The following is a 25,648-nucleotide window of genomic DNA, read 5'->3' as shown; positions in this document are numbered from 1 at the left end:
TATCTTTATTATATAATAGGAATGGAAAATCAGAATATCGGTAAAATCCAGGTGCGTCCGCTCCAGATAGAGGATTACGGGCAGTTGGCGCAGTCGTTCCGCCGTGTGTATTCGGACGGCAGCGATGTGTTTTGGACCCATGAACAGATAGAGACGTTGTTACGCATCTTTCCAGAAGGGCAGGTGGTGACGGTAGCCGATGACAAGATTGTCGGTTGCGCCCTTTCCATCATCGTGGATTACGATTTGGTGAAAGGAGACCATACGTATGCCAAAGTGACGGGAAACGAGACGTTCTGCACGCATAATCCCAAAGGGAATATCCTTTACGGCATCGAGGTGTTCATCCATCCCGACTACCGCGGCTTGCGCCTGGCACGCCGTATGTACGAGTACCGCAAGGAACTGTGCGAGAAGCTGAACCTGAAGGCCATCATGTTTGGCGGCCGTATCCCGAACTACCATAAATACGCGGATAGGATGCGTCCGAAGGAGTATATCGAGCAGGTGCGCAAACGGGAGATTTACGACCCGGTGCTGACCTTCCAGCTTTCCAACGACTTCCACGTCCGTAAGGTCATGACCAACTATTTGCCCAACGACGAGGAGTCCAAGCATTACGCTTGCCTCCTCCAGTGGGACAATATCTATTACCAACCGGAGACGGCTGAGCCGTTGCCTGCCAAGACGACGGTCAGGGTGGGGTTGGTGCAATGGCAGATGCGCGGTTACCGGACGATAGACGACCTGTTCGAGCAGATAGAGTTTTTCGTGGATGCCGTGTCGGGGTACAAAAGCGATTTCATCCTTTTTCCGGAGTATTTCAACGCCCCGTTGATGGCGGAATTCAACAACCTGAGCGAGTCGCAGGCCATCCGGGGACTGGCCGGTTACACCGACGAGATACGCGACCGTTTCTTGCAGTTGGCCATCAGCTACAACATCAACATCATCACCGGCAGCATGCCCTTGCAGCGCGACGGCAACCTTTATAACGTGGGCTTCCTGTGCCGCCGCGACGGCAGTTACGAGATGTACGAGAAGATACATGTCACGCCCGACGAGACCAAGAGTTGGGGGCTGTCCGGGGGCAGCATGCTGAAGACCTTCGACACGGATTGTGCCAAGATCGGCGTGCTGATTTGTTACGATGTGGAGTTCCCCGAACTGTCGCGCATCATGGCCGACCAAGGAATGCAAATCCTCTTCGTGCCTTACCTGACGGACACGCAGAACGCTTATTCCCGTGTGAGGGTATGTGCGCAGGCCCGTGCCATCGAGAACGAATGCTTTGTGGTGATAGCCGGTAGCGTGGGCAACCTGCCGCGCGTGCACAACATGGACATACAGTATGCGCAATCCGGCGTGTTCACTCCGTGCGATTTTGCTTTCCCCACTGACGGGCGCCGGGCGGAGGCCACGCCGAACACGGAAATGATTCTTGTGTCCGATGTCGATTTGGACCTTCTGAGCGAGCTGCATACTTATGGCGGTGTAAGGAATTTGAAAGACCGCCGGCGCGACCTTTATGAGGTGCGTTTCAAGAGGTAAGGAGCTTCGGAAAAAGATGTGCTGAGAACGGAAAATCAATCTCAGGAGATTGAAAAATCGTTTGGCGCAGAATGAATTTTCATTCTGCGCCAAACGATTTCGGTTTTGTAATATGTTGATAATAAGTTAGAAGCGAGTCATGAATTCAATGACTATCTTGTCTTGTTCGGACACTTTGGGGGTGACTCCGTCATTGTAGAAATATTTCTCATAATTGATACGGATGTCCGAGATGAACGGTTTGGCGATGCTTAGCGTGATGCCGCCGGTGATGCGCTTGCGTTCGGCGTCGGTCAGTGTGAGGTGCCCGTTTTCGTCGGCCGTTCCGTCACTGTGGTCGCCCATGTAATCGAAGCGTCCGAGGAATGAGATTTTGCTGAATATTTTTTTCAGTGGCAGGTCATAGCAAATGAACCCGTCGAAAGCGTTCACGTCCCGGAAGGCATCTTTGGTATAGTGTTTATACAAGTATTCCGCCTCTGCCGTCCATCTTCCGGACTTGTAAGTGATGCCGCTGTCGTACATGTTGACCGAGATATGTTCCGGCCTGATTTTCTGTGCGCTCAGCGTGACTGAAAAGCCTTTGGGCAGTTGCCATTGTGCCTTGGCGGAATAGTTGATGTTGTTGGTCCAGAAATCCTTCTGGTCGGTCAGTCCTGAGCCGTTGAATACTCCGGCCTGCAGGGTGAGGGGCAGCGAGCCGTCTATTTTATAGCCCAACGTGGCTCCCACGTCTCGCACGTTGCCCACTTGCTTGGCTATGAACGAACGGTTGGCGAAGTATTGTTGGTGGGGCGAGCGATGGGCGTCGATAGTGAACGGGACGCGCATCTGCCCGATGGTGAAATCGAAACCTTTCAGCGGGCTGAGCCGGGTGTAGGCATCCAGCATTTTGATTTTGCCTTCGTCGGACAAGTCGATTTCGGCTTTGTAAGCCACTACGGGGGCTACTTTACCTTCGATGCTGACCCGGGCGGTACGCACTTGGAAGCGTCCGGCCTTTTCTTCCGGTTGGTATTCGTATTTTCCGCGCAGTGTGCCGTGGACAACCGGGCGGTAATCCGTTTTGGCTTTTTCTTCTTTCCCTTCGTCGGCTGCGGCAGGGAGGGCGGGCAACAAGCCCAAGGCTAAAATGGCGATTTTCTTCATAATGTGTTGATTTGGGGGCAAAGGTAGGCATTTGATATGAACTCAAGATGTCATACGTATTACGATGATGTTACAAATATACCGTTATTTTTCCTCTCTTCTTCTATTTATGCCAATAAAAAAGGAGTTTGTACTCTAAGAAAAGGTACAAACTCCAGATTCAATGCGTTTCCTATCCGAAAAAGATCGCGGGTTCTACTCAGCAATGAGTTCCAACACGCAGCTGGCGTAGTCGCTTCCCAAAGGCATTTCGATGCCGGTGTTCATCAACAAGGCGCCGGAGAATACTTTGTCGTTCAAGAAACAGGGCTGTCCGCCGGTCTTGACATTCAACTCGCGTACGCGGTAGTTCTTGGCCGGGTCGAGGCCGCGCAGGCAGACGCGGGGTACAACCTGGTTCATGAAATGTTCCATTTTATAGGCGAAGAACACCGCCTTGTTTTTCGCATCGTCAGTGTACATCAGTGAGGCGATACCTTTGTCGTCGTAAGGCGATACCAGACGGTAGAGGTTGCCCAACTGGATGACTTCGCGCACTGACTTGTAGTCCTTCACGGCTTGCGATGCCTGCCGGTATTCCTCTTTGGTCATTTTGGAAGGCTGCAGCTCCAATCCTAAGCGTCCGCTCATGGCCACGTCGCAACGGAACTTGATGGGCACGATACGTCCTGTCTGGTGGTTGGGCGAGGCACTGATGTGCTGTGCCATGGCGTTGGAGGGGTAGAAATACGAGGTGCCCCACTGCATGTAAATACGTTGTAAGGCATCGGTGTTGTCGCTCACCCAAAACTCGTCGAAGTAGGGCATGACACCGTAACTGGCGCGTCCTCCGCCTCCTCCGCAGGCTTGAATCAGCACGTCGGGATACTTGGCGCGGATGCGTTCGAGCACTTTGTTCAAGCCGCGATGGTATTCAATGTATATGTGCGACTGTTTGTCCTTGGGCAGGTAGGTGGAACCATAGTTCTTCAGTTCCACGTTGGCATCCCATTTGATGTAAGCAATTTGAGGATGCCGGCTCAAAAGGTTGTCTACGATGCCGAACATGAAATCTTGCACCTTGGGGTTGCACACATCGAGAAGCATCTGTGTGCCGCCACGCCCGTATTGCAAGGGGCGTTCCTTGACTTGCAAGGCCCAATCAGGATGTTTCTCGAACAGTTCGCTCTTGCTGTTCACGGCTTCCGGCTCTATCCAGATGCCGAACTTGATGCCGTTCTTGTCGGCCTCCCGGATGAGCCCTTCGATACCGTGGGGCAGTTTCTTTTGGTCTACCACCCAATCGCCGAGCGAAGAGTTGTCCTGCACGCGGCGGTACTTGTCGCCGAACCACCCGTCGTCCATGACGAACAGTTCGCCGCCCAACGTGGCAATGTCCTTCATCATTTCGGCCATGGCCGGTTCGTTGACATCGAGGTACACGCCTTCCCAACTGTTGAGCAGCACAGGGCGTACCTGATCACCGTGGTGCAGCATACCGGCGTGGCGTGCCCAACGGTGGAAGTTACGGCTGGCACCGCTCATCCCCTCGCCGGAGTAAGTGAGGGCGAGCTTCGGGGTGGTGAATACCTCTTCCGGAGCCAGTTTGTATTCCGAGCTTTCGCTGTCGATGCCCGCAAAGACACGGTGTACGAAATTATTGTCCGTCACCATGCGGATGGCGTAATTTCCGCTCCAACAAAGGGCGGCGCCGATGACGCGTCCTTCGTTCTCGTGCGGTTTCCCGTCGAGCGAGAACATGACCTCAGGGTGGTCCAGATGGCCGTTGCGCGCCCCGTCCACATTCTCTATCATCTTGATGCCCGGTGTGAGCGGTTCGGTCGTGACGTGAGTTTCGGCAGCCCATGAGCCATGGAGATGCGAAATCCATACGTTGCCCCGGCGGATGAGGAAGTGTCCCGAATCGAAACGTTTCAGCACCACGGTTTTCTTTTCCGTGTGTGAAATCTCGCTCCACGTTTCGATCATGTCAATGTCGTTGTAAGCCTTGTAGTAGAGTTTCACTTGGAAAGGATAAACCTTGTCCTTCAGCGTGATGGCCGTGAGTTTGGCGTTGTCGAGGGTTGAGGTCTCCACGTTTTCCACGGTCAAGTCCGTGGTCCAGTTCCCGTCGGCATGTACGGCTTGCAAAGCAAAAATCTGGTGGGGCGGTTGGCCGAAAGTAGGGTATGCCGTGCGGTTCAGCCCGTCCCATGCGTCGTGAATCTGGTGTATCTGGCTCTCTTCGATGCGGTCGCCGAAGTAGGCGAAGCGCAGGTCTTGGCCTTCACCGGCATGGAGAAGCATGGATGTGTGCGGAGTGGATACCAGCACGTTGCCTTCCCATGCGAAACAATGCGAAAAAGGTAGCGCGCTGCATGTCGCAGCGGCTACCCCTATGATATAATTTCTGATTTCCATTTCTTTTTGATTGAATGTTTATTCGGCTGTGATTTCCACCACGCGGCTGTAAAGCTTGTTGCCGGTGAAAAGGTTCAGCCCGACTTTCATCAGGTAATCACCGGAGAATACGCGGTCATTACCTTCAAGCGAAGAGCCCTGGCCCGGCATCATGTTGATTTCCTTCACGCGGTACTGCTTGTTGGCATCCAAGCCTTGCAGGCGTACCGGGAGGAGCTTCTCGCCATAACCCGGATACACATCGAAGGCAAAGACCACGGCTTTGTCCTTGTCCTTGCATACGAATTGGTTGGCCGCATGGGTGCGCAGGCCTTCGTAGGGAGACACGAGACGGTAGAGGTCGCCTTCCATGATGGCCGGACGCAGGCGTTTGTAGTTCTTCACGGCACCTTGACAGTAGGTAAGGTCGTCACCGCTCATGTCGCTGAGCTTGATGTCGAAGCCGAGCTTGCCCATCATGGCCACGTCCGTGCGGAACTTGATGCTCGCGTTCTTGTTCCATGTGGTGACGTGGGCGCTCATGGACTTGGCCGGATAGAAGAACGAATAGCCGTATTGGATGAACAGGCGTTGGATGGGGTCGGTGTTGTCGCTGGCCCAGAACTCCGTGAAATACTTCAGAGCCTCGTAGTCGATACGGCCGCTACCACCCGAGCAAAGCATCATCGGCAACTTCGGATACTTGGCCTTGATGCGGTCGAGCACCTTGTACAGGCCGCGCACGTAGTCTACGTAGAGATGAGTCTGCTTGTCTTTCAGATACGGAGAGTAGATGTTGGTAATCGGGCTGTTGCAGTCCCACTTGAAATAAGCGATGCCCGGATATTTGGTCATCAGGCCGTCTACTACGCCGAAGACGAAGTCCTGTACCTCGGGGTTGCTCAGGTCGAGAACCATTTGGTTGCGGAAGTAATATTCGTCGCGGTTGGGCAAGTGAATCACCCAATCCTTATGCTTCTCGTAAAGTTCGCTCTTGGGGCTGACCATTTCCGGTTCAATCCAGATGCCGAACTTGATGTTGCGTTTGGCAGCTTCGTCCACCAACTTCTGGATGCCGTGGGGGAGCTTGTGTTTCGTTTCGTCCCAGTCACCCAAGCCTTGTGTGTCGCTGTGGCGTTCGTATTTGTTGCCGAACCATCCGTCGTCGAGCAGGAACATGTCCACGCCCAATTTCACGGCATCGCCCATGAGTTCCACCAACTTATCCTCGTCGAAATCGAAGTAAGTGGCCTCCCAGTTGTTCAGCAGGGTCAGGCGGTCTTCTTGTCCGTCTTTAAGTTGGTATTTGCGTGCCCAGTCGTGGAAATTGCGGCAGGCCTGTCCGCGTCCGCAGTCGCTGTAAGTGAAATAAAAGTCCGGTGTGCGGAACGTTTCGCCTTTGGGCAAAGAGTATTCCGAGAAATACGGGTTGATACCGGCAATGACGCGAAGGTCTTTCTTGTTGTCCACCTCGAATGTGAAACGGAAGTTACCCGTCCAGCCCAACGTGCCGAGTATGACTTCGCCTTCGGTTTCGCTTGATTCCTTGTCCAACGAGAGGATGAACATGGGAGGCGTGAACATGTTGGCACGTGCGCCCAGTTTCGTGTCGAGCACTTTCTTGCCGAAGTTCAGCGGTGTGGTGCTCATCGTGGCCTCATAAATCCAGTCGCCGGAAAACTCCGTGAGGTAATAGGCCGGGCGGCTGAAGTGCAGCATGGCGGAAGCATAGCGTTCCAGTTGGATAGGCTTCTTCTCCTGATGGCTGATTTCAGTAAAAGTCTTGATGATGTTTTCTTTGGCATAGGACACATAGTGGAGCTTCACTGTGACGGGATACTTGTCGTCTTGCATCGTGATGACCGTCTCGTCCACACCCGGCTGTATGTTCTTTTGCTCGTGCGACACGTGCTTGAGCAGCAGCGACGGGTTGGCATCGTTGTGGTGTACTTCGATGGCCGGTTCAAAGTAATCTTCCATGCCGTGGGTGAGGTATGCCTCGTTGCCTTGCGGAAGGTGTTGCAAGTCGTTGTCGTTGGCCAACCGTTTGCCCAAGTACGACTGGTAGAGGCGGCCGTTGTCTTTGACGCGCAACACCATGCCGATCTGGTCGGTGTTGATTTTGATGAACTCGTCTGCCGCGACGGTAGATGCCGTTGCGAGCAGGCATAGTGATAAGAATGATTTGATTTTCATAAATGATCAAATGGTTTATGTTTTGAATAAAATTGTTTTTACCAATTATCGGTACGGAAAGGAGCCACGGGGAAATTGCCGGGTGTGCGCAATGTGCACTCCGGATTATCGGCCCATCCGTAGCGGACGGCTACCGGCACTTTGACATAGTGCGAGTAGACCACCACATCGTCGCCGTCCGTATAGGCCTCGGCGGGGTAGAACACATGGTCGGGGCCGGCAATGGTGAAGCCCTTGATGTCTTTGTTCTGCTCAAAGCGTTCGCCGATGGCGGGGATTGTGAACGAAATACGGACCTTGCCGTCGCTTCCCACCGTGTAGTTGTCGTAAACCGGTGCTTGCGCGGGTATCTTCTGCCCGTAGGTGTCGGCCAAGGAGATGGCGGCTAAACGGCGGGCCACTTCTTGTTTGTTTTTGGGATGGATGTCATGTGCCTCGCCGATGTCGATATTGCCTGCCATTCCGGTGTGGGCCAGGTGCTGCGCTTTGGATTGTGCTTCACGAAGGGCGGCCCATGGCGAGTCTGCCTGTACCAACTTGCGGTCCAAGTAGTTGGCCAGTTGCACAAAATAGAATGGCATGTCGGGTTGTCCGAACTGCTTGCGCCAGTCTGTAATCAGCGTTTGGAAGAGGCTTTCATATTCTTCTGCACGTCCCACGTTGTTGCAACCCTGATACCAGATGACGCCTTTGATGGGATATTCCAGACAGGGATGTACCATTCCGTTGAAAAGTACGGAAGGGAAAGAGGAATGCTCAGGATAAATCGGAGCGGGAGGCATGTCGGCCAAGGAACAGCCTACGCGGTATTTCCAGTTCCCGGCCAGAGAGAGCATGTCCTTGTCCGACAGTTTGAGGTTCATGTCCTCTGCTTTTCCGGCTATGCCGCCTTCACCGCCGTTGTCGTTGACTTTGATGGCCAATGTGTTCTTGCCAGCCTTGACCAGACGGCCCGGTACGGTGTAATGGCGCTGTACGTTGTAGCCTGCGCCGTTGGCGATTTGCTCGCCGTTCCAATAGATGATGTCTTCATCGTCGATGATGCCGGGATTCAGTTGCAAGTCTTTACCTGTCCATTCGGATGGAATGTCGATTTGCTTGCGGAACCACACCACTCCGTCGAAATTGGGGAGTCCTTTGCCTTCCCAATATCCCGGGAGTTCCATTTGTTGCCAGTCGTTGTCATCCAAGTCACTGCCAATCCAGCACTCCTTTCCATTTTGGAAGCCTTTGTCCACTTTGCTGAGTTCGGCTTTCCATTGTGCCTGTTCTTTTCCGTATTCGGCCATGACCTTGTCGCGGTCGAAGCCCAATGCTTCCAGTTGTCCGACTTTCTTTTGATAACCCATGACTTGTTTGAGCGATTCGGACGAGGTCCATGCTTCGGCAGGTGTCCCTCCCCAAGTGCAGTCGATGACCCCGACCGGTACGTTCAGTTTTCGGTGCAGTTCGCGGGCATAAAGGTAAGCCACGGCAGAAAACTCCGGAACCGTGGACGGTGAGCATTCTTTCCAACCGCCCATGGTGGATTCTACCTGATAGGCGTCGAGCGGTGCCACCGAGGTGTGTTTCTTGACTTGGAAGAGGCGGATGCCGGGGTAATCGGCCGCTGCGATTTCTTGTTCGTAGTTTTTGATTTTTCCCCATCCGGCTAAAGGCATTTCCATGTTGGATTGTCCGGAACAGAACCAGACTTCGCCCGCCATAACATTGTCCAATACGGTCTTTTTACCGTCGGACAGGGTGATGCGGTAAGGGCCTCCGGCTGCCGGAGTTGCGATCTCGATACGCCAGTTGCCTTTTGCGTCCGCTTGGGCTTCATAGTGTTGGTTGTTCCAACTGGTTTCCACGCTTACTTTCTTGTTCGCCTTGGCTTTTCCGAACAAAGTCATGGTGGTTTTCTGTTGGATGATCATGTTGCTCGTGAAGAAAGCGGGCAATGTGACTTTTGCCATAACCGGCGTTTGCAGACTCGCACAAGCTAACACGGCACAGAAGCCCATGTCACGTGTAATGTTTTTGATTTTCATGTCTTAAAGCATTTAAAAACATCCGGTCGGGGGAGGCGTGCGGTAACACCTCCTCCGGCCGGATAAAGTTTATAGGTTTTGGTTGTATGGTGCAACGATAAGCTTGTAAGAGCCTCCCTGTAAGAGCGACTCGTCAAAAGTGATTTGGATGTTCTTCTTTTCTCCCGGAACCAAGGTGAAGTAGTTGTCGTTCATCAAGGCCGGGAGCAAGCGTTCGCCGTCGGAGGTGCGGACGGCTTGCACGCGCACGCCGAAAGCTACGGCATCGGCTGATTTAGGCAGTCCGATGGTGGCTTGTATTGTGGCTTCTCCGTTTTTGCGGGTCAGTTTCGATGACACGTTCAGTTTCACGCCCGGAAGTTGGTTGAGGGCATTGAAATTGGTACGTTCATTACCTCTCCAGTAATTGTTCTCGGAAACCACCTTTCCTTCTTTGTCTTTCAGGGTCAGGCGGAGGAAATGCACGTCGCTCAGCCCTTCAGAAGGTTTCGTGCCGCTCAATACGTCCATGCTCCACAAAGAGTAACCGAACCACCAACCCAGTTCTATGCCTAGCATACGTACATAGCGGGCTTTGATTTCTTCAGGGAAGAACACCTCGTTGATGCCTTCGCGCCCTTCTTCTGTCTTGTAGACTTCTGTCCAACTTTTGGCATCGTTGGAAACTTGTATCTTATAAGACTTTCCGTATGCGGCTTCCCAGTTCAACCGTACGCCGCCTACCATCTTTTCGCTGCCGAGGTCTACATAAATCCATTCGTTATCGGCACGGACGGCAGCCCAACGGGTGTCGGCTTTGCCGTCGGTCACGAAAGCCGGTTCGCCTTGGTTAGTTGAAGAGGCGTATGCCGGGCAATTCAGTGACAAAATGTCGCGGTCTGTATTGAATTTGAGCTTGAAGCATTGGGCTACGGCGTTGGAAGTCGAGTTGACGGTAGCTTTTTCACTGTAACGGGCCACAGGTTTACCGTCCATGTTGTACACGGTTGCCTCGGCTGTCAGCCCTTCATAGTCTTTGGTCGTGGTATTGGCTACCTTTACTTCCTCCGTCACGGGATTCCAGTAGATATGCACCGGTTCGCAAGCCTGTTTACAGCCGAAATAGGCTCCCGTCAGGTCATAATAGTAGTCATAAGTCTGCCAAACCATGCTGGGATAAGACGCGCCGCTCATCCAGAGCATGACTCCTGTGGCATCGTTCCACATGTGGTCGAGCCAACCTTCATAGAGGGCTTTGTTGCTTTCGTAACTCACCCATTGCGATTTCGTACAGAATTCCTTTGCATCCTTCGCGCCGCCGTAGCTGTTCTCGATGACCGCCGTATGGCGCTCCGGCCCGGCATTGAAAGCCATCTGGCCGAAGTAGTGGAGGTTCCACATGTCGTTGATGGGCCACAAGTCTTTTTCGGGCATGAATTTCACGAGGCTTTCATAGTTGGGTACTGCAGCTGTACCGATTTCCGTGCGGAAGCCCCATCCGCGTGTGAAGCCGCTACCCGATTTGCAGTCCGGATAAGCTGTGAAGTACCAACGTTGGTCTTTTGCGTCCCAAGGGCCGCTGCCGCTCAGGCCACCGTTGTTGGAACAAGGTTGGAAATGACGGTCTCCGCCGTCGAACGTGCGTATGTTTTCCGCCATCCATCCCGTAAGGGGCGGTTCGGGCGTGCCTTCGTTGTCACCGCACCATACCGCGATGGAGGGGTGGTTGCGGAAACGTTTGATTTTCTCCATCATGTTGTTGTTGAAGGCATTCAGGTCGTAGGGCAGGTTCGGATTGGAGTTAATCCAGAAATCGTCCCAAATCATGATGCCGAGTTCGTCGCAGCTTTCATAGAATTGTTTCTCGGTCACAGAACCCAACCAGTTGCGAATCATGTTGAAGTTCATTTCCTTGTTCAATTTTACCCAAGTGCGGATATGTTCAGGGTTGCTTCTCAACATGTATTCGCTCATTCCCCAGTCAGAGCCTTTGACGAAAACAGGTACGCCATTGATGTAAAGATGGAAGACTCCGCCTTTCTTGTCGTATGAATATTGACGGATACCGAAACGGAATTCCTCGGTTTCCGAGGTCTTACCGTCATTGACCACTTCCAAACGGCAGGTATAGAGATGAGGTTCTCCGTAACCGTTGGGCCACCAAAGTTTAGGGTTGTTCACTACCATTTGCGGGAAATAGCGCTTGTCGAATTTGACGGTTTTGGTCTCTCCGGCTTGCAAATCTACTTCCTGACTGAAGGTGATGTTACCCGGAGTGATGATACCTTTTACCGTAGTTTTGCTTTGTGAGCCGCCATTATTGGTGACTTCGGCCTGAAGGGTAAGCTCTGCGAGGGAACGGGAGACGAGTTTCGACCTCATCCAAGGGTCGGTAATCGTGCTTTTGCCCGTATTTTCCAACCAAACCTTGTCGGTGATACCGGAATTAAGTCCTGGAACGTAAGGCATCCAGTCCCATCCGCCGCTGGAAAGGTAATTGGGGCTTCCCTGATTGGCCAAAGGAGTACGGGGAATATCCACCAGTACGGCCAATGTGTTGGAACCGTTGCGGTCTACTAATTGGGTTACGTTGAAATGTCCGCGGTGCATGAAACCGTCTAAGTTTCCTAAATGGTTTCCATTCAGGTAAATTTGACCTTTGCGGTTAATTCCGTCGAAGTTTAACCAGATGATTTCTTTGTCGAAATCGGATGGAATCTTAAATTCCGTACGGTACCAGAAGCTGCGGTCGTATTTCTTTCGGTCGACTTTCTGTATGTTGTCTCCGAAATTAGGGTCTTTTTCTTGGCCGGCAGTCACGTATGACGTAAAAACCGTGCCCGGCACGACTGCTTTGACGGCCTTGGGATTTTGGTAGCCGTTCTGCGTAAGGCGCAACATGTCTTTTCCTACTTCTTCTTCGGGCATTACGGTCCAGGCAGCATTCTGAGTATCGCTATGCAGATAGCTTACTTGTGCGAAAGCTTGCAACGAGCCGAACGTGCTCCACAGCAACAGGCCGAATAGTTCTTTTGTTCTCATAATAGATCAGTGAATATTTTATTTAGTGACTACTTATAAAAAAGTCGGATTATTTTCCATCGATTGCATCGTAACTATTAAGTTAACCATGCAAATGTAAAGGATGAAAAATAATCCGACCAAAAGTAGTACTTCATAAAATACTACGTTTGACGCATTCCACTTTCTTTTATGAATTTGCCCTATTATTTTGAATTAAATCTTCTATATTTATTTCTTGTACGTTCCGGACTTTGCTGCGCGTGCTCGCGATTTGTTGCTCGAAATCTTTGGGTGTCATGCCGAACTGTTTGAAGAAAAGTTTGCTGAAATAGGAATGTGAACCGAATCCTACCATGTAACTGATTTCTCCTACCCGGTATTTCCCGTCCTGAATAAGCTCGGCTGCTTTCTTAAGGCGAATCAGCCGGATGAAGTCTATCGGAGACATGTTGAACAATGTCTTGATTTTACGTAGCAGGCTTGAACGGCTCAGGCACAATGCTTCAGCCATACGTTCTACGTTGAACGTTTCGTCTTCCATGTTGGCATTGATGACTTCGATGACCTTGTTCATGAATACTTCGTCTTCTTTGCTCATTTGCATGTTCTGTACGGGGAAGAACGGCCGTTTGGAGAATGCCTCGCGTTCTTTCTGCCGGTTATTGAGGAGGGACAGGATCTGTGCCTTTAAATAATCGTATGAGAACGGTTTCTCAATGTAGGCTTCAGCCCCGACCTTCAGCCCCTTGACTTTGCTGTCTATATCATTCTTGGCCGTAAGGAATATAATAGGGATATGGCATAGGTTGATGTCCGACTTGATAGCGGTACAGAGTTCATAACCGTTCATTTCCGGCATCATGACATCGCTGATGACGAGGTCTATGTGTTCTTTCCGTATGGTGTCGAGCGCGTCCTTTCCATTAGATGCCGTTTCCACGATGAAGAGCGGCGAAAGCCTTTCTTTCATGAAATTGCGGATGCTGTCTTCGTCTTCGACGATGAGGATGACGTTTCCCTTTGTGTTTTCGTCGGCCGAAGTGGTTTCGTTGAGCGGAAGGTCGGCTTGGCTGAACGGTTTGTTTCCGTTGGCCATCATATCCTCCATATTGAGGGGAATGGTCAATACGAAGGTATTGGCGGGTTGACGCGTGTCGAGCATGAGCGTCCCCTTATGCAGCAAAGCCAAAGAGCGTGCCAAGGCCAGGCCGATGCCGACACCTTGTTTTTCTTTCTTTTTCTCTTCCCCTTGGAAGAACGGTTCGAATATCTGCTCTGCTTTCTCTTCGGGTATTTTGGCTCCGTCGCTGCATACGCTGACCGAGAAGTTGCCATCATACTTGCTCAAATTGACCGAAATATGCTCATTGCCGTATTTCAAGGCGTTATTAAGCAGGTTGCTCAGTATCTTGGTGATGGCTTCTTTGTCGATATAAGCGATGATGTCGTTTTCGAGATTCTCTACTTTCAGCTCTTTATGCTGATGGGTGAAAGTCGGCTCGAAACGGTTGACTGTCTCTTGCAGTAATTCGGATATGTTCACGACTTCGTAATTCAAGGTCAGTTTATTGGCCCCCATCTTTTGGAAGTCGAGCAACTGCGAAGCCAAGTTAAGCAACCGTTTGGTATTGGTGGCAATGACATTCAGGTTCTTGTTCAGTTTCTCGTCCTGAATGTGCATTTCCTGTATGATTTCCAACGGCCCGTTGATTAGGGTCAACGGGGTGCGGATTTCATGTGCTATTTCCGTGAAGAACTCTACCTTGTTCTGATTGAGTTCTTTCTCCTTTTCTATTTCAAACAGTTTCTGTTGTTCGGAGAATTGTTCGTTCTTGTGTTTCCGGTACCAGTAGAACCAACCGCCGAACGCACAAATTCCCAATAAGGCATAAATGATGTATGCCCATGTGGAAGCATACCAAGGCGGTAAGATGACTATGGTCAGCGAACGGGTCGCATATTGGGTGCTTTCCGGTGTGCCTCCGTTCGTGGTGGCACGTAGGTGCAGGATATACTTGCCCGGTGACAGATTGGCGTAGGATATACTGTTTTCTGTTCTCGTACGTATCCATTGTTTGTCGACAGGTTCCAGTTTATAGAAGTATTCATTGGTCTGCGAAGTCGAATAGGACAGCAAAGCTATGTCAAGGCTGATATTGGCCTGATTGTAAGGCAATACTATCTTATCCGTCCCGATGATGCTCTGTTTGAGAGGAGAACCGGGCGTGTGCACCGTCACTTCTTCATTGAAGATGGAGAAGCGCGTGATGTAAATGGGAGGTACGGGGGCTGTCTGTTCCTTGATATTAGGATTAAAGGAAATCAAGCCTTCTATACTGCCGAAATAGAAATTGCCGTCACTGCCTTTTACTGCTGACTTATAATTGAATTGATTACCGCACAGGCCGTCGTGTACGGTGAAGACGCGGATTTCTTTCGTTTCGGGTTTAAAGCGGACCAATCCCCTGTTGGTTCCGAACCATAGATACCCGTAGTCGTCTTCCAATACTTTGTAGGCTACGTTGTCCGGCATGCCTTCTTCCACAGAAAACCTTGTGAAGTTGTCTTCCTTCGGATTGTAACGGCAAAGGCCACCCCGGTCGGTGGATAACCAGACATTCCCTTTACTGTCCTGCATCAGCGAACTGATGGAATTGGAACTGATAGATTGGGATGGGGTCTTGTCGGAAGTCCCGTCCTTATTCGTATAATGTTTGAATGTATTGTCCTGGGGATTGTACTTCCATGCGCCTTTTCCCATCGTGGCAAACCAGAACGTTCCGTTCTTTTCCTGCAAGATGTCGAACACCCATTGGTCTTTCAGTTCCGGGAGGGCTATGAATTTAAAGGTTCCTTTGGGAGCATAGAATACACCGAAGTCAGAACCGGCCCAAAGCGTTCCTTCACGGTCCATATAAAGCGCGTAAATGCTGCATCCGCCAGAGCCTACGTGAAGTTCATTGTAGTTATAGAATGTCGATTTGCCTTTGTCATCGATGACCACCAACCCGTCTTTGTAAAGACTGCAATATATGTTGTCGCCGTAAGCACTGACTACGATCGTTATGTGGGTGTTGAAGTTGGCCTGGGGGAGGGGATAACGCCAAATTTTGTGGTCGCTGAGTGACATGACATTAATGCCTGCGTCTTCTGTCCCTATCCAAAGGTTCCCACGCCCGTCCTCGGCCAGTTCACGAATCCTCTTGCTGGACAGGGAACTTTCCTGATAACCGGGCAGATACTTCCGGAAAGCGAAGGTATTGTTGGGCAAATAGTTGACTCCGCCGTACATCGTACCGATCCACAACCCTCCTTCGCGGTCGCGGTAGGCGGAATACACGATATTGTCGGCCAGGCCGGAAGGGTTGAGCAGGTCTTGGCTGAAGTGCTTGACGGAGCGTGCCTTTTCATTGATGACATATAAGCCGTCGTACGTGCCGGCATAAATCTCATCTCCATATACGGTGGCGAACCGTGTGAAGGTATGTCGCAGGCTTTGTAATGTAATGTCTTCCAAAATGCTTTTCCGGATGTTGTATTTTTTTAGGTCGCCGTTTTGTATGCTCATAATCAAGAAATCTCCTTGTTGGCTCAGCGTGTTGATTTCCATGTTCAGCAACGAGCGTCCCTTTGCGTCTTCTTTTATTTGGACGAAGTTCTGGTTGTGGGCATCATATTTAAGAAGTCCGGTATACCATGACACGGCATAAATGTCCCCATTGTCGCAGATGCAGATATTATGGGGATAAGACCCGTTGGGAAAATCGGAGTAGCGGTAAAGTTTCTTTTCGTCGTAACGGAACACGCCTTGGCTTGGGGCACATATCCAGATGTTTCCTTTCTCATCTTTTAATATGGTGGAAATCCAGGTGGTGATGGTCTCCCCTTTATCGGTTTGAGCATCCAGGAACGTAAATACGTCGGCCGCCGGATCGTACCGGAAGACTCCTTCGTCGGTACCTATCCATAGGATGTGCCGGTCGTCTTCGAATAGGGTTGAAATATTCTGGTTGCTACGCTGACGGGCATAGTCGTTGCAGTCGAATTGAACGACCCGCTGCCCGTCGTAACGGTTCAGGCCGTTTTTAGTTCCAAACCATATAAAGCCATAGCTGTCTTGTATGATGGCTTTTACATTGCTTTGCGACAATCCGGTCTCGCTGTTGATGTGCATGAAAGAATACCCTTGCGGGTCTTGCGAATACGCAGGTGTTATGCAAAACAAGCAAAGGGTGTATAATAAAAATAGGGTCCTTTTCATGATATATGTGATTAGACTTTTTGCAAAATTAGTAAAAATATGGATTAAACCTGATAAAAATAGCAGATTTTGTGGCTTTATTTCTATCGGAGCCTGTTGTGTGGGCAAACAAGGGCTGTAGGAAGAGCGAAAGAAAACGGATGCCGGAGGACGTGGCAAAAAGTGATGAAGATTGAAATAAATGCTTCAAACATTGTAAATCATGCTTTATTCTATGTTTTTGGAGCTATTTCTATTAAAATAAGAAATACAGGTGCGACTTATGTTAAGAGGAAGTGCGTATTTTTGTGAATACTAAACAATCCGATGATATGAAAAAGAAACTGAGATTTATTTTGGGTTTCCTGTCGTGTGTGTCTGTATTGCAGTTGCCCGCCCAGGAAACGAGTTTATGGTACGATGCTCCTGCGGATGAATGGATGAAATCCCTCCCTATTGGTAATGGCCGGGTGGGAGCCATGGTCTTTGGCGGTGTGGACGAGGAGACGGTGGCACTGAACGAGTCTAGCATGTGGGCCGGGGAATATGACCCGAACCAGGAGAAGCCTTTCGGGCGGGCACGGTTGGACAGTCTGAGGGAGTTGTTTTTTGCGGGCAAACTGATAGAAGGGAACGGGATTGCCGGCCGCGAACTGGTGGGAACGCCGCATTCTTTCGGCACCCATTTGCCGATTGGCGATTTGAAAATCAAGTTTGATTATGCCGGAAAAGAGGGAGGCGTGGAGGACTATCGCCGTGAGTTGGACTTGACGAATGCGGTGGCGACGGTTTCTTTTAAGAAAGGAGGTACGAAGTACAAACGTGAGTATATTTCTTCCAACCCCCAAGATGCCGTAGTGATGCACTTTACTGCGGACAAGAAACAGTCCGTTTCTTTTGATATGAGGATGAAGATGATTACGGCGGCCCAGGTGCACACGGAAGGAAACCTGTTGGTGTTCGACGGGCAGGCTTTGTTTCCTAAATTGGGGACGGGAGGTGTGAAATTCCAGGGACGTGTCGTGGTGAAGGTAGACAACGGCGAGGTGGAAGCTGCGGGAGAGACGGTGCGCGTGAAGCATGCGGATGCCGTGACCATCGTGGCCGACGTGCGTACCGATTACAAGAACGGGCAATATGCGTCATTGTGCGAGAAGACTGTAGGGGAAGCCATTGCCCGTCCGTTCGAGACGATGAAGGAGGAGCATGTGGCGGATTATGCGCCGTTGTTTGCCCGCGTGTCATTGAAATTGGCCGACGATTCCAAAAAATCCGTTCCGGTGGACCGCAGATGGAAGGCCCTTTGCGAAGGAAACAAAGATGCCGGCTTGCAGGCCCTGTTCTTCCAATACGGTCGTTACCTGACCATTGCTTCTTCGCGTGAAAACTCGCCGTTGCCCATTGCCCTGCAAGGTTTCTTCAATGATAACTTGGCTTGCAACATGTGTTGGACAAGCGATTACCATTTGGATATCAATACGGAACAAAACTATTGGCTAGCCAATGTCGGCAACTTGGCCGAGTGTAATGCCCCGCTGTTCACCTACATCGCCGACTTGGCCCGCCACGGTGCCAAGACCGTCCGCACGGTTTACGGTTGCAAGGGTTGGACGGCACATACCGTGGCGAACGTTTGGGGATTCACCGCGCCGTCTGAAGGAATGGGCTGGGGACTCTTCCCGTTGGCCGGCTCCTGGATGGCGACCCATTTATGGACGCAATATGAGTATACTTTGGACAAGGATTACCTGCGCGACACGGCCTATCCGTTGTTGAAAGGCAATGCCGAGTTCCTGTTGGATTACATGGTGGAAGACCCCAATACGGGCTATATGGTGACAGGCCCCTGCGTGTCGCCCGAAAATTCTTTCCGCTATCAGGGGTGGGAGCTTGGCGCCTCCATGATGACGACCTGCGACAAGGTGCTGGCCCATGAAATCATGTCGGCTTGCGTGCAGGCTTCCGACATTTTGGGCGTGGACAAGGATTTTGCCGACTCCCTGCGCCTGGCTTTGGCCAAATTCCCTCCGTTCCGTGTCAATAGTTACGGAGGTTTGTGCGAATGGTATGAGGACTATGAAGAGGCGCATCCCAACCACCGCCATACCTCACACCTGTTGGCTTATTATCCTTACTCCCAGATTACAAACGGGAAAGACCCGGAGTTGACGGAAGCCGTGCGCACCACCATAGAACACCGGTTGGCTGCCGAGGGGTGGGAGGACACGGAATGGAGCCGGGCCAACATGGTATGCTTCTATGCCCGCCTGAAAGATGCGGCCAAGGCAGAAGAGAGCCTGAACATCTTGCTGACCGATTTTGCGCGTGAAAACTTGCTGACCATATCTCCGGAAGGCATTGCCGGTGCGCCTTTTGACGTGTTCATCTTCGACGGGAACGCTGCCGGTGCCGCCGGACTGGCCGAAATGCTGGTGCAGGCGCACGAAGGTTATGTGGAGATATTGCCCTGTTTGCCAACAGAATGGAAGGACGGCAGCTTCTCCGGACTTTGCGTGAAAGGCGGTGCCGAAGTGTCGGCAGAATGGAAAGACAGCCGGGTGGTGAAAGCCTCGTTGAAGGCCACGGCGGACAACCTGTTCCGCCTGCAAGTGCCCGAGGGAAAGGATTATGCAATCCGCCTGAATGGGAAAAAGTGGGTGTCCAACTTGGACGGGGACCGTTGCGTGGTGGCTTATTTGAAAAAAGGTGATGTGATAGAACTTAAATAATGGAAATCATGAAGAAACAATATTTGTGGGCTTTGGCCCTCTGCGGATTGGGGCATGCCGTTTCGGCGCAAGATGTGGCCCGTTATGTGGATCCTTTTATCGGAACGGGCGCGGTGGCGCAGAGCCTGAGTGGAAACAATTATCCGGGTGCCACCGTACCTTTCGGGATGGTGCAGCTCTCGCCGGATACCCGCGAAGCGCCGGACTGGGGGCAGGCTTCGGGATATGACTATAACGACAAGACGATTTTCGGCTTCTCGCATACGCGGTTGAGCGGGACGGGTGCTTCGGATTTCATCGACATCCTCATGCTCCCCATGAACGAGAACCGCAAGGAGTCGAGGTTCACGCACGAGAAGGAGGATGCCGTGCCGGGCTATTACCGTGTGCTGTTGCAGGATGACAGCATCAATGCCGAGCTGACGGCCACCGGGCGTGTAGGCGTACACCGCTATACCTATTATAATAAGGAGAAAGCCTCCAAGGTATTTCTCGACTTGGACCACTCGGCCAACAAAGGCAGTTGGGGACGGCGCGTCATCAATGCGCAGATACGGCAGGTAGGACCGTCGGCCATCGAGGGTTACCGCATCATCACCGGTTGGGGTAAATTGCGTAAAATCTACTTCTATGCGGAATTCTCCCAACCCATCGTGGCTTCGGAGATGATGAACGACAACCGGACGCACCGGAACATCGCGGTGGTGAACGGCACGAACCTTAAGGCTGTCTTCGATTTCGGACGGCAGGACGTGGTGGAATGCAAACTGGCCATCTCGCCGGTCTCGATAGAGAATGCCCGTCTGAACCTGCGTACGGAGGCCGACGGAAAATCTTTCGATGCCATCAAGTCGCAGGCATACGAAGCTTGGAACAAGGAGCTTGGGAAAATGCAGGTAGAGAGCGGGGAGCATGAGAAGGAGATATTCTATACGGCACTCTACCATACTATGATTCAGCCGAATGTGATGTCCGACGCGAATGGGGAGTATATGGCTGCGGATTATTCCGTGCGCCGTCTGCCCGTGGGACAGGTACATTACAGCACTTTTTCTTTGTGGGATACTTTCCGTGCCGCCCATCCGCTTTATACGATGTTGGAACCGGAACGCTCCACGGATTTTGTGAACAGCATGATACGCCAATATGACTATTACGGGTATCTGCCGGTTTGGCAGTTGTGGGGGCAGGACAATTATTGCATGATTGGTAACCATGCCGTGCCCGTTGTGGCAGATGCCATCTTGAAAGGGCTGCCGGGCATCGACGTGGACAAAGCGTATGAAGCCGTGAAAATGAGTCTGACGACTCCCCATCTCAATTCCCCTTTCGAGATTTGGGATCAATACGGTTACATGCCGGAGGACTTGCAGACGCAATCGGTGTCTATCACCTTGGAACAGAGCTTCGACGACTGGTGTGCGGCGCAGTTGGCCAAGCATTTGAATAAGGCCAAGGACTATGAGTTCTTTATGAAGCGTTCGGCCTACTACCGCAACCTGCATCATCCCGAGACGAAATTCTTCCAACCCAAAAACAGTAAGGGCGAATGGATATTGCCTTTCGACCCCTATAAATATGGGGCAAACGGGGGATATCCTTTTACGGAAGGGAACGGATGGCAATATTATTGGTATGTGCCGCAAAACATTCCGGATTTGATTGGACTGACGGGTGGTGAAGACGCTTTCTGCAAGCGGTTGGACGAGTTCTTTACTTCCGACCAGACGAGTGGAGAGAAAAACGATAATGCTTCCGGTTTCGTAGGCCTGTATGCCCATGGCAATGAACCCAGCCATCACGTGGCCTATCTTTATGCCATGGCCGGCCAACCGGCCAAGACCCAACAGTTGGTGGACCATATCAAACGTACCTTGTACAACACTTCTTCTTCCGGTTATGCGGGCAACGACGACTGCGGCGAGATGTCGGCCTGGTATGTCTTCTCTGCCCTCGGTTTCTATCCGGTAAACCCGGCATCGGGAGAGTATGTGATAGGAAGCCCCACGGTGGACCATGCGGAAATCATGCTGCCCGGTGGAAAGAAGTTCGCCATCGTTGTGAAGCGTAAGGGCGGGGTTGGCGCGGTCTATGTGAAGTCCATAAGGTTGAACGGGCGTAAACTGGACGGTTATGTGCTGAAGCATGCAGACATCATGAAGGGGGGCACGTTGGAGTTTGAGTTGACGGCCAAGCCCAAAGGCAAGATTTTGGATTTGCGGTAATGCCGTGATGTCGGCTGTTTCCGTGCAGGGTGCAGCCAAGGTGGTAAAAAGCCGTATCCTGTCTTTTTGCAACAGGATGCGGCTTTTCTATGCCGGAAAGTTAGCAGAAAGGTCTTTCTAATCTTTTTGGAGACGCTGATTTAGGCGGAAATATATTGGCCTGATACGGAAATCAGTGGTGAAAAAGCCCGTTTTTCCTTCCTTTTCCTCATTTTAAGTGTTTTTCTTGCGGCAAGCGATTTTTCATTTGGAGCAAAGCGAAAAATCATTTGCCGCACAATTTGGGGATGTCTGCCGCAAGAGATGATGTTTTTGTGAAGGAAAAGGAGATTCTGGTTGGGGTATCCTTGCTTTTTTCTTCTATTTGGCCAAAAAAATCCTTGAAAAACGGAGTGCAAAATGTTCGTGGAAGCGACAGAATGCTTTCATTGTTTTTTTCGTGTACGGACAAACAGGATTTTGTCCATTGCGGAATGTCGCCGCTTCTTCCTTCTCCTTTTCAAAATGATAAAATCCCGATGCGTGAGAATCCGATATTTCCGTCTGGCCTTGGTGTCGGGCGGAAATATCGGATTCTCGATGGGGCAGAAGTTACATTTTGACTTTATGTCTGGAGGCGACGGCCAAGGTCGTGTCCTGTGGTTGTGTGGTTGGCGTTAATCCGGTGCTTCCTTGTGAGTGTTAAGAATACAGAAATCTCGGTTTGGAGGTGTTATAAAGTGTTGAAAAAACACTTAACGTTAATGCTTGGGGAAGTTAACAGTCTTTGTTGCGTGAGAAAATGGTAAAAACGTGCGTTATTGTGTTTTTCAGCCTATTTTGAAGCATGAATTTCGTTTTTTGACGCATTTTTGTCTTCTGTATGGCTTCTTTGTGCTTACTTTTGTATTGTGATTAAATTGAATAGGTGTATATCATGGAACTTTGAAATGTTAAATAAAAAATATCATGGAATGGAAAAGTATAGTCATTTTAATGAAGTGAGGAAGATATTCGTATCGTTTTTGTTTGGTGGAATGTTGTTTTGTGCTTGTACGACGGACTGTATGGATGATGTGCAACATTCTAATAGTTCTGTTAATAAAGTGGATAAAACAAGTAGAGAAAGAAGTGAAATGTATGACTATATTTATGCGGAAGTTAAGAATGTTGACCTTACAAAATATCCTAACTCTGCACTAAAAGTTTATCCTTTTCGACCTGCCGAATATGGTAATGAGCTGACTGAAATACCACAAATAGAATCTATTGTGATGTATACTCGTGAAGAACCCGATAGGGCGCATACGACGGTGTTGTTGAAAGTGCATGATGATCGGTTTGATATGGATTTTCCTGTGAACTCTATCGATGGAGAAATTGTTCCTGCCCGAATATTCATGCCTTGTTCATTCGCTTTTGTTTTTTATTCGTCACAGTATCCGCAAGTTGAAACGATGGTCGTGGAATGGTACAAGGCTGATGCGGTGCCCTATGAATATTTGGATTTTTTTAAATAAATAGTTTATTAATAAATAAGATATATGAGAAAACATAAGATGAATAACCTGAACGCTTGCCTTTGCGCTGCGGTGTGCTTGTCTTTGTTCAGTTCGTGCAAGGATGACTACATCTATGATGACGAGGCTCCTGCTTGGTTGGGTGAGAATATCTACGAGTATTTGGAGAAAAGCGGTCAGTACACGAGCTATTTGGCACTCGTGAAAGACTTGGGTTATGAAGAGACATTGCGCCGCACGGGTAGCAAGACTCTGTTTCCTGCTACCGATGAGGCTTTTGCCGATTATTTCCGTGAAAATGGAATGCATGGCGGCGGGGCAGATTTCGTACATAATCTTCCGGCTTCGCAGAAACGCTATTTGTTCAATTCCACAATGCTTAACATGGCATATTTGAGCAATATGTTGGCAAACATCACCTCTGATGCAGATGGTTTGAGCGAAGGTACTGCTGTGCGTAGGACTTCATCTGCGACTCTACTGGACACGGTTCCTTATGTTTCTTATGCGGATATGCCAAAGACAAGTTTTTGGAAGCGTTTTGAAAGAAAAGGAGGTACTTTTTTGGCAGATAATGGAAACCGAATGTCGGTATTCTTTACGCCTCAGTATTTTTCTCGAATCAACCTTACGGAGTCCGATTGGAATGTAATTTCCAAAGGGTGGGGAATGCCTTGGGACGCAAGCGGTTTCTATGTGAATGGTATTCACGTGCAGGCACAGAACAAGGATGTGACTTGCAAGAACGGTTATTTGCATTTGGCCGACGGTGTGGTGACACCTTTGCCGAACATGGCAGAAGTTATCACTTCTACTCCTGAGGTTTCTCAGTTTGCTGAATTGTTGGACATGTTCTCTTTCCCATATTATGACGGGGCGATTCAGTCCAATTTGGCGGCTGCATATGGTGGTATTTTTAACGAAGATTCTACCGTGTTTGTCAAACGTTATTTCAACCAAACGGATTTTAATGCTGACCCGGAAGGCAAAGTGGATATCAATGGTTATGGTACGTTACTTTACGACCCTGCCTCACATGCCTATGGCGGTAATGGCGATATGGGAGTGATGATTGTACCTACGAATGAGGCCATGCAGGAATATTGGACATCTGAAGAAGGTAAGTTCCTTTCTGACAAATTTCCACAGTGGGACAGTGTGTACACGACTGTGGTTTCTGCTTTTTTGCAGAATCATCAACAGCGTTCGTTCAACGGTGCATTGCCGCATAATTGGGACATTATGTCTGATAATGCAGGTTTCGAGTTGGGGATTACGGAAAACGATGTAGTGAAAACTATTCCGGCAAACAACGGATTGATTTATGTGACCAACAAAGTGTTCGCGCCTGTGGATTACCAAAGCGTGTATGCTCCGGTGTTGATTTCTGACTCCACGACAATCATGTCGCCGGCCATTAAGAACGATGTGGACAATGATTACAACTTGAAATACCATTTCTATCTCCGTTCGCTTGATAGCCGTTACAATTTGTTAGTGCCCACAGATAAAGCTTTGGCTGATTATCGCGATCCCATTACATGGGCCATTTGGGCGAATGAACAGATCGACAATCGTGAAATATGGTCGTTCCGGGTGTACATGGGGCGTGTCGTAGCCGATGTGTATGCCGTGGATGAAAATGGAAACAAAGGAGAACTCCTTCGTACGTTGGATGATGAAACGGGGGATGAGCGGAATCAAGTAAACGATCGGTTACAAGATTTGTTGGACATGCACATTGTTGTGGCCAATGATGAAACAGAGCCTCTTTCCGGTTATATGGATGAAGGCACTCAGCCTTATTTCCTGACTAAAGGCGGTGCCGTGTTGCAGGCAGAAGGCGTTGGCAGCGCGTTGTCGGTCAAAGGGCTCGGTGATGTAGAAATGGGATGGCCTTCGGCTCATGTGGTTGCGTTGGAAGATGGTAATCCCGCACGTTATGAAATGACCAACGGGCATACGTTCTTTATCGACCGTATTTTGCAGGATTCTTATAAGTCGGTGTATTACACGATGGCTGATGCTGAGACACACGAGGCCTATGCGGCTTTCTATCAATTGCTGCAGGGCGACGAACGTGTATGGGCTTATTTTGAAGAGGATGAGGACGTGGAGCCTATTTTTGATTTGGATGTAACGACTTCTTCATCTGGGCTTGGTCCTATTGTTACTTCGTTCAACAACTTCCGTTATACGGTATTGGTTCCCACTAAAGAAGCCTTGGACAAGGCTTTTGCCGAAGACTCGGAATTATGGACTTGGGAGCGGATTGCGGCTGAAACCGATCCGGCCAAGAAAAAAGCAAAGACGCTTTACTTGCTGAACTTCCTGCGTTACCATTTCGTGGACGGTATCCTTCCCATGGGGGACGGCATTTCTTATAATGGTTCGTATGCCACGGCTGCCCGTGATGAAAACAACCATTTTGTGTACTTGAATGTATCGGGAAATGGCAACCAGTTGACGTTTACTTCCGAGAACACGGGAACACAGGCTCATGTGGTGACGGTGGACGAGAATAATTATAATGTATTTACGCGTGATTATATCGTAAATAATAGCGACTATAAGGCGGCTACGCAAATTACGGCTTCTTCTCACGCAGTCATCCACCTTGTGGATCATGTAGTAGACTATCGTTAAT

At 50.2% G+C, this 25,648-nt stretch carries 12 protein-coding genes; 6 read left to right on the top strand and 6 right to left on the bottom strand.

The window, feature by feature from the left end; all coding sequences use genetic code 11:
• The first annotated feature begins 21 nt into the window (after nucleotides 1-21).
• Nucleotides 22-1,551: a carbon-nitrogen hydrolase family protein gene (locus AC5RDV_RS02830; protein WP_008626538.1), complete on the top strand. Its 1,530-nt coding sequence runs from the start codon at nucleotides 22-24 to the stop codon at nucleotides 1,549-1,551.
• A gap of 126 nt (nucleotides 1,552-1,677) precedes the next feature.
• On the opposite strand, the gene AC5RDV_RS02825 is transcribed toward AC5RDV_RS02830, so the two are convergent.
• The 6 genes from AC5RDV_RS02825 to AC5RDV_RS02800 all read right to left on the bottom strand — a co-directional run bounded on the left by AC5RDV_RS02825 (nucleotide 1,678) and on the right by AC5RDV_RS02800 (nucleotide 16,569).
• Nucleotides 1,678-2,700, bottom strand: coding sequence for a porin (locus tag AC5RDV_RS02825; protein ID WP_282748294.1), 1,023 nt, complete (start codon nucleotides 2,698-2,700; stop codon nucleotides 1,678-1,680).
• Between the two features lie 195 nt (nucleotides 2,701-2,895).
• Nucleotides 2,896-5,100, bottom strand: coding sequence for an alpha-galactosidase (locus AC5RDV_RS02820; protein ID WP_282748293.1), 2,205 nt, complete (start codon nucleotides 5,098-5,100; stop codon nucleotides 2,896-2,898).
• An 18-nt stretch (nucleotides 5,101-5,118) separates the two neighbouring features.
• The gene (locus AC5RDV_RS02815) at nucleotides 5,119-7,275 is read right to left on the bottom strand and encodes an alpha-galactosidase (protein ID WP_282748292.1); all 2,157 of its coding nucleotides are present in this window, start codon (nucleotides 7,273-7,275) and stop codon (nucleotides 5,119-5,121) included.
• A 38-nt stretch (nucleotides 7,276-7,313) separates the two neighbouring features.
• Nucleotides 7,314-9,305, bottom strand: a complete 1,992-nt coding sequence (locus AC5RDV_RS02810; protein ID WP_282748291.1) for a sialate O-acetylesterase — start codon at nucleotides 9,303-9,305, stop codon at nucleotides 7,314-7,316.
• 69 nt (nucleotides 9,306-9,374) lie between these two features.
• Nucleotides 9,375-12,326 carry a discoidin domain-containing protein gene (locus tag AC5RDV_RS02805; RefSeq protein ID WP_282748290.1) on the bottom strand — a complete coding sequence of 984 codons (2,952 nt, stop codon included), beginning with the start codon at nucleotides 12,324-12,326 and terminating at the stop codon, nucleotides 9,375-9,377.
• A gap of 169 nt (nucleotides 12,327-12,495) precedes the next feature.
• Nucleotides 12,496-16,569, bottom strand: a complete 4,074-nt coding sequence (locus AC5RDV_RS02800) for a hybrid sensor histidine kinase/response regulator (RefSeq protein WP_494222138.1) — start codon at nucleotides 16,567-16,569, stop codon at nucleotides 12,496-12,498.
• Between the two features lie 311 nt (nucleotides 16,570-16,880).
• Here AC5RDV_RS02800 and AC5RDV_RS02795 point away from each other — a divergent pair, with 311 nt between their 5' ends.
• The 5 genes from AC5RDV_RS02795 (at nucleotide 16,881) to AC5RDV_RS02775 (ending at nucleotide 25,647) form a co-directional block, all read left to right on the top strand.
• Nucleotides 16,881-19,277, top strand: coding sequence for a glycoside hydrolase family 95 protein (locus tag AC5RDV_RS02795; RefSeq protein WP_282748216.1), 2,397 nt, complete (start codon nucleotides 16,881-16,883; stop codon nucleotides 19,275-19,277).
• A complete protein-coding gene (locus AC5RDV_RS02790) occupies nucleotides 19,277-21,502 on the top strand; it encodes a GH92 family glycosyl hydrolase (RefSeq protein WP_130893637.1) in 2,226 nt (741 codons plus the stop codon). The genes AC5RDV_RS02795 and AC5RDV_RS02790 overlap by 1 nt, the downstream gene beginning before the upstream one ends.
• A 522-nt stretch (nucleotides 21,503-22,024) precedes the next feature.
• Nucleotides 22,025-22,162, top strand: coding sequence for a hypothetical protein (locus AC5RDV_RS02785; RefSeq protein WP_157183528.1), 138 nt, complete (start codon nucleotides 22,025-22,027; stop codon nucleotides 22,160-22,162).
• Nucleotides 22,163-22,455: 293 nt separating this feature from the next.
• The gene (locus AC5RDV_RS02780; protein WP_276785998.1) at nucleotides 22,456-23,001 is read left to right on the top strand and encodes a hypothetical protein; all 546 of its coding nucleotides are present in this window, start codon (nucleotides 22,456-22,458) and stop codon (nucleotides 22,999-23,001) included.
• A 24-nt stretch (nucleotides 23,002-23,025) separates the two neighbouring features.
• Nucleotides 23,026-25,647 carry a fasciclin domain-containing protein gene (locus AC5RDV_RS02775; RefSeq protein ID WP_282748215.1) on the top strand — a complete coding sequence of 874 codons (2,622 nt, stop codon included), beginning with the start codon at nucleotides 23,026-23,028 and terminating at the stop codon, nucleotides 25,645-25,647.
• Nucleotide 25,648 lies beyond the last annotated feature (1 nt).

The sequence above is a fragment of the Paraprevotella sp. genome, from assembly GCF_986071375.1.
This window is presented reverse-complemented; position numbering and strand designations above follow the sequence as displayed.